Origin of the sequence: Micromonospora sp. NPDC023888 (assembly GCF_040639415.1) — a bacterium.
GTDB lineage: Bacteria > Actinomycetota > Actinomycetes > Mycobacteriales > Micromonosporaceae > Micromonospora.
In genome coordinates this window covers 94,792-103,599 of record NZ_JBEZZW010000027.1, presented here as the reverse complement: position 1 = coordinate 103,599, position 8,808 = coordinate 94,792, and the positions used below count along the sequence as shown (strand labels likewise).

Below are 8,808 nucleotides of genomic sequence, written 5' to 3'. Positions count from 1 at the left end.
GATCTGCGCCGCGGCCTGCGTCGCCGCCGAACCAAACCCCTGCCAGCGCCCCGCTGACGACCGAATCGCCGACGGATCACCATCCATCCTGAACAAGTGCGCCGGAAACTCAGCCATCGCGCCGGGACCTCCCCGTGTCCACGCCAACAAGCCCGCAGCTCGACGCTGGCCAACCGTTCGCCGGCGCCACGCAGCACCACGACGACGCGCCCGGACCTCGATCGACGCCCGGACGCCGCCACACGTTTGGGATCAGCCCTGCAGAGTCCCCCGCACCTGACCGCGCATCTCCTGCACGGACGTCGTGGTCTGACCGAGAGCACCCTTGACCGAGTCGAGGATCTGCTTGACGGTGTCCGCCGCAGTGTTCCACTGCGTCTGGATGCCGTTGTAGATCTCCATCTCGTCGCCCTCCCAGTTGGCCTTGACCCGGGTGACGAAGTTGGTCAGATCGTCGAGACTTGCCTGGACCCCGTTGGCGACCGAAGCAATGTCGCCCTGCGCCGACCCGGCGGTCGACTCGTCGTAACTGAAGACGTCACCCATGATCCCCGTAACCTTCCCGTCAGCCCCGGAACTTCGCGCTGTCCCAGTTGGCCGACCCCATGGTCGACTGCAACTGGCTGGTCTGCTCCGAGTGGTAGGTGTCGTAGAGCTGGCCCGCCGAACCGACCCGGCTCGTGATGTCGGTCAATGCCTTGTTGAGATCGGCCATCGCCGTGTTCCACCGCTGGGTCAGCTGGTCCCAACTCTGGAACGCGGAACCCTTCCAGACCGCCGGCAGCGGCTCGATCGCACTGATGAACGATCGTGCCTGACTGTTCAGCGCAGCGACTGAAGTGTCTAGATTTGACGAGTGTTGGTTGACCGCATTGTCGGTGATCGAAAATTTCGCACCCATCCGGAGCCCCTCCCGTGAACTCGACCCGCAGTCATTCGAACATAGACACGCAACGACCTTTGGGCGCTACCTGAGTCGCATATCTCGCACAATCTGCGTGGCAAGGTCGAGAATGATCTCCTGCGTGCCGCTCGCGAGATCAGCCCAGCGCAGCGCGCCGGCGGTCCGCAGCGCCGGGTCGAACGGCAGAACGAAGGTCGGAAGGTCGCCGGGCGACTGCCCGGCCGCGGCAACGTCCGACTGCGGGGCCTGGCCGACAAGCACCTGGACGCCGACCCGGTCGAGCGGCTCGCGCAGCAGTGGGGCGATCCAGGACCGGCAGTCGGCAAGCAACCCGGGACCGCGCTCGTCGTTCGGGGCCACCAGCACCACGCGATCGGCCCGGGTCAGCACCGCCGGCACGACCGGATCGTCGGTCAGCGGCGGGGTGTCGACGACCCGGACGGGGAACCACCGGCTCAGGGTGGCCGAGACCGTGCCGTACTCGGCCGCCGTCACCGGGGGCTCGGCGTCGCCCGGGGGGCCGGCCAGCAGCATCGTCCGCTCGGCCAGCGCGAGGCGCTCCCGCAGCCACCGGTGACCCACGGCCGGCCGGCGACCGGCGTTGGCGCCGCGCAGGCCGAGACCGGCCAGCACCACCTCGGTTGACCCACCGGAGCGGATCGCCAGCCGGGCGTGCAGGCCGCCGCCGTGGCCGGTGTCCACGGCGAGCACCCCGGTGCCCTGGTGGCGGGCCAGCGCCGACGTCACCAGTGCCGCGACCGTCGAGCGGCCGGTGCCCGCGCCCGGCCCGACCACGGCGATCACGCCCGGTCGGAGCCGGGCGGAGAGGATTTCCCCCCGGTCCCGCTCGGCCCGCACCCGTGCGGTGAGGCGGGGGTCGAAGGCCCGCACCATCGTTCGGCCGATCTGTCGGTACTCGGTCATCGGGGTCCCCCCGTATAGACGTGAGTTGTTAGCCTTGGTGAGCGATGACGGGGAGGCGGGATGACGTACGTTCAGTATCCTTACGCGACACTGGTGAGCCTAGGTGGAAATTTGACCACCCTTGCTGATCAGTTGGAGACGGACCATCGCGGGGTGGTCGACTGCGCCGGCCTGACCGATGATCATTCTGATATCCAGGGCGCGATCTCCGATTTCCGGGACGAATGGAAGACCAGCCTGCTCGAGCTGATGAACAACATCGGCGAGTGGGGCGGGCTCTCCAGCGCGATCGGCAAGATGGTCTCCGACTTCGACACCCAGACCGCCGCCGCGCTGCGCCCCACCGAATCGTAGGGGTGGCGCGTGAGCGACGTCTCCATGCTCGATCCGCTGCCCGCGCACGACCTGAAGCTCAACCCCCACGCCCCGCACCCGGAGTTCCCGTGGTTCATCGGGGTCCCCTCAGACTGGGTGCTGCTCGACACCAATCCGGAGTCCTGGCAGCGCAGCGCGGCCCGGATGGTCGACGACCGGTTCTTCGGGCAGCGGCTGCGCGCCGGGGAGCGCCGGGCCGTTCTCCAGTTCGTCGAGCAGCTCGTCGCCGACTGTCAACGTGCCGGCGCGTCGCTGAGCCTTGTGCAACTGGGTCGGATGTCCACAGGTGCGGTCGGCAGCGCCGGGCTGCACCTGGGCTGGTTCAACTCGGCGCCCCAGCCGGCCGGCCTCGCCCTGGTCCGGCAGACGTTGCCGCGTACCGGCACGGCCGAGGAGGTCGAGACGCCGGCCGGGCCGGGGGTGCTGCACCGTGACATCGCGTCCACGGTGCCGCCGGGCGGCCTGACCCGGGTCCGTTCGACGGTGTTGCAGCTGTTCCTGCCGCTGCCCGGCACCACCTGGACGGCCGTGCTCAGCGCCGCGACACCACATCCCGAAATGGAGCAGGTGCTCAGCGACGTGATCGTCGCGGTGGCCCAGAGCATCAAGCCAGCCGACCCGGACGACGTGGCGGCCGCCCACGAGGCCAAGCGGGACAACGACGCCGCCCACGAGGCCGGGCGGGACGACGAGGATGACTGACCGCCGGGGCAGCAGACGCACCAGGACTGACGGCCGGGCTGGGCGTGGCCGTGGCTGACGGGCGGGACCGGGTGGTGGTCGAGGCGCACGCACTGCGTACCGCCACGGCCAAGGCCGCGCTGCTGCACGGGTCCCGGCGCGGCCCACGCGACCTGCGCCGCCCCTACGCCACGGTGATCGCGAGCCTGGTCGTCGGCGCCCTGCTGCTCGTCGCGGTCTGGGCGATCACCAGTATCGGCGGCCTGCTCGCCCAGCAGCGCCAGAAGCGAGGGCTGGCCCCGCCCGCCGCCACGCAGCCGGTGTCGGACGCGGCGCGTCCCTTCCTCGTGCGGTCGGCGGGGCCGGCCGACCGGTCCGAGCCGACCACACCCCGCACCACGCTGATCGGCTGATCAGCGGATGCGGTCGGCCCTCGGCTCAGCCCGCCGCCCAGTCGAAGCCACCGAAGACCGCGATCACCAGCGGCGCGAGGCTGACCACCGCGAGCACCTCGGCCAGGTCGAAGAGCTGTCGCAGTCGGGCAGCGCCGACGTCGTCCAACCGGGGACGGCCAGCCCAGAGCACCACACCCGCCACCACCAGGACACCGACCACGGCCAACCAGGCCCGCACCGCCTCGTCGGCATCGGTGAGCCGGACGGCATCGAGCACCGCCACGGTGGCCGCGGTCACCGGCGGGACGAGCATGGGCAGCACCTGACCGAAACGGGTGAAGACCCGCGACCGCAACGCGAACACCAGCCCCAGCACCGCACCGAGCAGCACGCCGACACCGTCGGGGCCGGTCAACAGCACGACGCAGGCGGCGGTTGCGGCAAGCGCGACGCCGACCACGGCACCGGACAGCACACTCTGACCTCGACGGACCGCCGCCGCGACCAGGTGCCGGCCGACCCACTGACTCTCCTCCTGCCGGCGCAGCAGATCGACGAGGCGGGCCGAGCTGAGCGCGAGCTGCGGTGCCAACCCCACCGCGAAGACGACGACGACAGACCCCACGGCCGCCGCCTGCCGCGGATCGAGCCCGGCGGCGAGCAGCGCGGTGCCGAGCCCGCCGAGCACCGTCACCGCGAGCCCGCCGGCCGCGACGCCGTACCAACGCTCACCCGCCAGGACGAACAGGGCGGCGCCCAGGCCGGCACCGAGAGCACCTGCGGTGAACCAGGCCGGCTCGGGCCAATTGGCCGCCCTGCCCACCGCGACGCCGGCGACCAGCCAGGCCGGCACGGCAGCGGTGATCAGGAGTGTGCCGCCGGGCGGGCCGAGCACCCGACCGGCCAGCACCGCCAACGCGGCCACCGTGAACAGCATGGCCGGTGCCGCGGCCACCGGCACCGGCATGGTGGTGAGCGCGTACGTGAGGGTCAGCACCACGACACCGGCCAGTGCGGCACTGCCTGTCATCCGGGCGGCGTCACGCCACTCGCTGCCGTCACCGTCCAGGGTGGTCTGCACCTCGTCCACCACGTCGTCGACGAACGGCGGCAGGGGCGCCTGCTCGGGCGGCGTCAGGTAGAGCGTCTCGGCGTCGATGATGCCGGCCTCGTCCAGGGAGCGGCGTGGGTCCAACCCGCCGGCGGCCACCGTGGACAGTTTCCAGCGCCCGGCGGCCTCGGGCGTGAGCGAGAGCAGCTCGCACATCTGCGGCACGAACTCCAGCACCGGTCGGGCCGCCGGCAGGCTGATGTCGAGGCTTCGCCCGCCGGCTACCACTGTCACTCGGGTGAATCGGGTTGCCATGACCCTCCGTCCCCGCACGGTCGGCTCAGTGTGTCGACCGGTACTACTCTAGGCAGTCGGAGCACTACCGGTAACCCGGCCGAGGCACTGATCGGTTCGGCCCGGAAGGGGTCGCGATGACGCAGCGGGTGATCCACCGACCGGCCCGGGTCCCACCACCGGAGCCGGAGCCGACCGCGCTCGACGTGGTCTCACCACCGGCGGTGCCCGACGGCGGCGGCGGTTTCGCGGGCGTCATGCAGGTCTTCCTCCCGATCATGGGTGGGGCCGGCATGTTGCTCATGATGATGGCCAACCAAAACCCGATCATGATGATCGCCGGGCTCGGCATGCTTGTCGCCACTGTGTTCGGTGGGATCGCCGCGTACATCACCCAGCGCACCGGCGCAGCCCGCCGCTTCGCCCGACAACGGCAGCGGTACCTGGAGTACATCGACCGGATCCGCGACCAGATCCGCGCGGACGCGGTCACCCAGCGGGCCGCGGCCCAACACCGGCACCCCGCCCCGGAGGTGCTGCCGGACCTGCTCCGTGACCCGCACCGGCGGTGGGAGCGACGGCTGGCCGACCCGGATTTCCTGGTGCTGCGGGTCGGGCACGGGCAGGATCGCCTCTGGCGGCGGGTCACCCTCCAGGCCGACGAGAACAACCCGATGGTCGACCTGGACCCGGTCACCCTGGCCGCCGCCCGGTTGGTGGTGGACCGGGACCGACTGCTCGACGGCATGCCGGTCGCGGTGCCGGTCACCGGTGTGGTCTCGGTGGTCGGCAGCCCGGCCGCGACCCGCAATCTGGTGCGGGTGCTGGTGGCGCAGCTCGCCACCCTGCACGCTCCGGACGACGTACGCCTCGCGTGGCTGCTCGGCGGCACCGCCGGGCCGGAGTTCGACTGGCTGAAGTGGCTTCCCCACTGCCTGCACCCGAGCGAGTACGACGGGCCGGCCCCGCAGCGGCTGGTGGCCTCCGAGCCGATGGCACTGGCGTCGCTGCTCACCGCGGAGCTGTCCCGGCGCGTCGGTGAGGTCAACCGGGCCCGACGACTGGGCGATCCGCAGCACCGGTTCCGGGGCAGCCGGTTGGTCGTCGTGGTCGACCAGATCTCCGCCGGGCGGGCTGACCCGCTCGGTCACCTCGAAGCCGGTCTCAACCCCGACGACCTGGGCATGGCGGTGGTGGTGCTTGTCGACGACCAGCAGCACGAGCCGTCCCACGTGGACGTGCGGGTGCTCTGCGAGGACGACCGGGTCACCGTGCAGGATCTGCGCAAGGTCACCGACACTCGGGCGCAGGCGATCCTGGCCGAGCGTGAGCGGTTGCGCGGCGCGCCCGCCGGGACGGTCGACCAGCTCGACCTGGCCGAGATGGAGCTGCTGGCCCGGCGGGTCTCGCCGCTGCGGCTGGTGGCCGACACGGTGGACGACGCCCCGCTGGAGGCGACGGTCGACCTGCGTGGGCTGCTCGGCATCGTCGACGAGGCCAGCTACGACGTGCGTTCACTGTGGACGCCCCGGATGCTCCCGGACTTCCTCACTGTGCCGTTCGGGGTGGGCACGGACGGCAACCCGGTGCACCTGGACATCAAGGAGGCCGCGTTGGGCGGTATGGGCCCACACGGCCTCTGCGTCGGCGCGACCGGCTCCGGCAAGTCCGAGGTCCTGCGGACCATGGTGCTCACCCTGGCGATGACCCACCCGCCCGAGCGGCTGAGCCTGGTACTTGTCGACTACAAGGGCGGCGCGACCTTCGCCGGGTTGGAACATCTGCCGCACACCTCGGCGATGATCTCGAACCTGTCCGACGACGCCGGCCTGGTCGACCGGCTGCACGACGCGATCCAGGGGGAGATGAAGCGCCGTCAGCAGATTCTGCTCGACGCCGGTCAACTGGCGAACATCACCGAGTACAACAGGCGACGTGACGCGGGCCGGCCGTTGCCACCGCTGCCCAACCTGATGGTGATCATCGACGAGTTCAGTGAGCTGCTGACCGCCAAACCCGACTTCATCGAGCTGTTCATCGCCATCGGCCGGATCGGCCGGTCGATCGGGATCCACCAGTTGCTCGCCTCGCAGCGGCTGGAGGAGGGCCGACTGCGTGGGCTGGAGTCGTTCCTGTCGTACCGGCTGGGGTTGCGCACCTTCAACGAGCAGGAGAGCCGCACCGTGCTGGGGGTGCCCGACGCGTACCGGCTGCCGCCGCTGCCCGGATCGGGCTACCTGAAGGTCGACACCACCGTCTTCGAGCGGTTCAAGGCGGCGTACGTGTCCGGCACGTACCGGCCGCCGGCCGGCGAGGAGGTGGTGGACGCCGCACCCGACCCGACTGTCTTCCTGATGTACAACGTGGCCCGGCACCTGCCGAAGCCGTTGACGACCGAGGAGTCGGCGGAGGCCGACGAGAGCGTCTCGGCGCCGAGCACCCTGGACGTCGTGGTCGACCGCTTGCGCGAGCACGGGCGGCAGGCGCACCGGATCTGGCTGCCGCCGCTGCCGGCCGCGCTGCCGCTCGACTCCATCGTCGGCCCGCTGGAGACCGACCCGGCGTACGGCCTGGTGGCTCCTGTGGAACGGCGCGGGCGGCTGCGGATCCCCCTCGGCCTGCTCGATCGGCCCACCGAGCAGAAACAGGAACCGTTCGTGCTCGACATCTCCGGCGCGGGTGGGCACGTCTGTGTGCTCGGCGCGCCGCAGACCGGCAAGTCGACGCTGCTGCGCAGCCTGGTGGCCGGTGCCGCGCTGACCCACACCCCGCAGGACATCGCGTTCTACTGCGTCGATGTCGGTGGCGGCGCGCTGAACGCGCTGGCCGGGCTGCCACACGTCGGTGGGGTGGCCGGCCGGCTGGACCCGGACCGGATCCGCCGGACGGTGACCGAGGTCAGCATGCTGATGGCCGAACGGGAGGAGCTTTTCGCCGCACACGGCATCGACTCGATCGACACGATGCGCCGGATGCACCGGGAGGGCCGGCTGCCCGAGTTGGCCGCCGCGGACGTCGTGCTCGTGATCGACAACTATCCGGTGCTGAAGTCGGAGTTCGAGGATCTCGCCGATCTCGTCCAGGACATCGGCTCCCGGGGGCTCGGGTACGCCGTACACCTGGTGTTGACCGCCGGTCGATGGTCGGACCTGCGGATGCAGCTCCAGGCGGTGATCGGCTCGAAGGTCGAGTTCCGGTTGAACGACCCGCTGGACTCGACGATCAAGCGGCAGGCCGCCGAGAACCTACGCGCCGACACCCCGGGCCGTTGCCTGACCCAGGACGCCCTGACCGCGCACATCGCGCTGCCCCGAATCGACGGCAGCGACGACGTGACCACCCTGCCGAAGGGGCTGGACGACCTGGTGTCCCGGGTGGCGACGGCCTGGACCGGCCCGTCGGCCCCGGCCATCCGGATGCTACCCACCATGATCGGGTACGGGGAGGTAGCCACCGGGCTCCCCGCCGACGGTCGGGTCCGACTCGGGCTGGACGAGGCCGAGCTGCGACCCACCATGCTCGACCTGTTCGGCACCGACCCGCACCTGCTCGTCTTCGGTGACTCGGCAAGCGGCAAGACCTCGCTGCTGCGCCTGCTGGTCCGGGATCTGACCGCGCAGTTCACCGACGAGGAATTGGTCTTCGCGGTCATCGACCTGCGGCGCACCATGCTGGACGCGGTGCCCGACGACTATCTGGCCGCGTACGCCGGCACCGCCACCGCCGCCCAGGGGCTGGTGCAGGGCGTCGCCGCCGAGATCCGCAACCGGCTACCTCCGGACACCCTGACCGTCGAGCAGCTCCGCAACCGGTCGTGGTGGAAAGGACCGGAAGTCGTGGTGCTCTGCGACGACTACGACCTGCTCTCCGGTGGCGGCGCCGGTCCGTTGGCACCGTTTCTGGAGTTCCTGCCGCAGTCGAAGGACCTCGGCTTCCACCTGGTGTTGGCGCGGCGCAGCGGCGGCGCCGGCCGGGCCGTCCACGAGCCGGTGCCGCAGCGGATGAAGGAGGTCGGTTGCGCCGGGCTGCTGCTCTCCGGCGAGCGGCAGGAGGGTCAGCTCTGGCCGCAGGCCCACCTCTCCGTCCAACCACCCGGCCGGGGGCGGCTGGTGCGTCGTGGCCGTCGCACCACTCTCGTGCAGTTGGCATACGTCGAGTAGGACGCGGCGAGCGGTCGTCCCCGC

8 protein-coding genes are annotated in these 8,808 nt (G+C 71.0%); 4 read left to right on the top strand and 4 right to left on the bottom strand.

What is annotated here, in order from left to right:
• Positions 1–252 precede the first annotated feature (252 nt).
• From AB0F61_RS23180 to AB0F61_RS23170, 3 genes are all read right to left on the bottom strand, one after another.
• On the bottom strand, positions 253–546 hold the full coding sequence (locus AB0F61_RS23180; protein ID WP_357812971.1) for a WXG100 family type VII secretion target: 294 nt from the start codon (positions 544–546) through the stop codon (positions 253–255).
• 19 nt (positions 547–565) lie between these two features.
• The gene (locus AB0F61_RS23175; RefSeq protein WP_357080014.1) at positions 566–901 is read right to left on the bottom strand and encodes a WXG100 family type VII secretion target; all 336 of its coding nucleotides are present in this window, start codon (positions 899–901) and stop codon (positions 566–568) included.
• 66 nt (positions 902–967) lie between these two features.
• Positions 968–1,828: a hypothetical protein gene (locus AB0F61_RS23170; protein WP_357812968.1), complete on the bottom strand. Its 861-nt coding sequence runs from the start codon at positions 1,826–1,828 to the stop codon at positions 968–970.
• A gap of 60 nt (positions 1,829–1,888) precedes the next feature.
• Here AB0F61_RS23170 and AB0F61_RS23165 point away from each other — a divergent pair, with 60 nt between their 5' ends.
• The 3 genes from AB0F61_RS23165 to AB0F61_RS23155 are packed head-to-tail and all read left to right on the top strand — an operon-like array spanning position 1,889 to position 3,297.
• On the top strand, positions 1,889–2,182 hold the full coding sequence (locus AB0F61_RS23165) for a hypothetical protein (protein ID WP_357812965.1): 294 nt from the start codon (positions 1,889–1,891) through the stop codon (positions 2,180–2,182).
• 9 nt (positions 2,183–2,191) lie between these two features.
• A complete protein-coding gene (locus AB0F61_RS23160; protein WP_357812963.1) occupies positions 2,192–2,905 on the top strand; it encodes a hypothetical protein in 714 nt (237 codons plus the stop codon).
• Positions 2,906–2,955: 50 nt separating this feature from the next.
• Positions 2,956–3,297 (top strand): hypothetical protein, encoded by a 342-nt coding sequence (locus AB0F61_RS23155; protein ID WP_357812960.1) that lies wholly within the window; start codon positions 2,956–2,958, stop codon positions 3,295–3,297.
• A 25-nt stretch (positions 3,298–3,322) separates the two neighbouring features.
• On the opposite strand, the gene eccD is transcribed toward AB0F61_RS23155, so the two are convergent.
• On the bottom strand, positions 3,323–4,645 hold the full coding sequence (gene eccD, locus AB0F61_RS23150) for a type VII secretion integral membrane protein EccD (protein WP_357812958.1): 1,323 nt from the start codon (positions 4,643–4,645) through the stop codon (positions 3,323–3,325).
• 116 nt (positions 4,646–4,761) lie between these two features.
• Here eccD and eccCa point away from each other — a divergent pair, with 116 nt between their 5' ends.
• The gene (gene eccCa, locus AB0F61_RS23145; protein ID WP_357812955.1) at positions 4,762–8,784 is read left to right on the top strand and encodes a type VII secretion protein EccCa; all 4,023 of its coding nucleotides are present in this window, start codon (positions 4,762–4,764) and stop codon (positions 8,782–8,784) included.
• The last annotated feature ends 24 nt before the right edge of the window (positions 8,785–8,808 follow it).

Excerpts from the sequence above, each read along its gene's own strand:
- eccCa (WP_357812955.1), top strand. The coding sequence starts at position 4,762 with ATGACGCAGCGGGTGATCCACCGACCGGCCCGGGTCCCACCACCGGAG.
- eccD (WP_357812958.1), bottom strand. The coding sequence starts at position 4,645 with ATGGCAACCCGATTCACCCGAGTGACAGTGGTAGCCGGCGGGCGAAGC.
- AB0F61_RS23170 (WP_357812968.1), bottom strand. The coding sequence starts at position 1,828 with ATGACCGAGTACCGACAGATCGGCCGAACGATGGTGCGGGCCTTCGAC.
- AB0F61_RS23165 (WP_357812965.1), top strand. The coding sequence starts at position 1,889 with ATGACGTACGTTCAGTATCCTTACGCGACACTGGTGAGCCTAGGTGGA.
- AB0F61_RS23180 (WP_357812971.1), bottom strand. The coding sequence starts at position 546 with ATGGGTGACGTCTTCAGTTACGACGAGTCGACCGCCGGGTCGGCGCAG.
- AB0F61_RS23175 (WP_357080014.1), bottom strand. The coding sequence starts at position 901 with ATGGGTGCGAAATTTTCGATCACCGACAATGCGGTCAACCAACACTCG.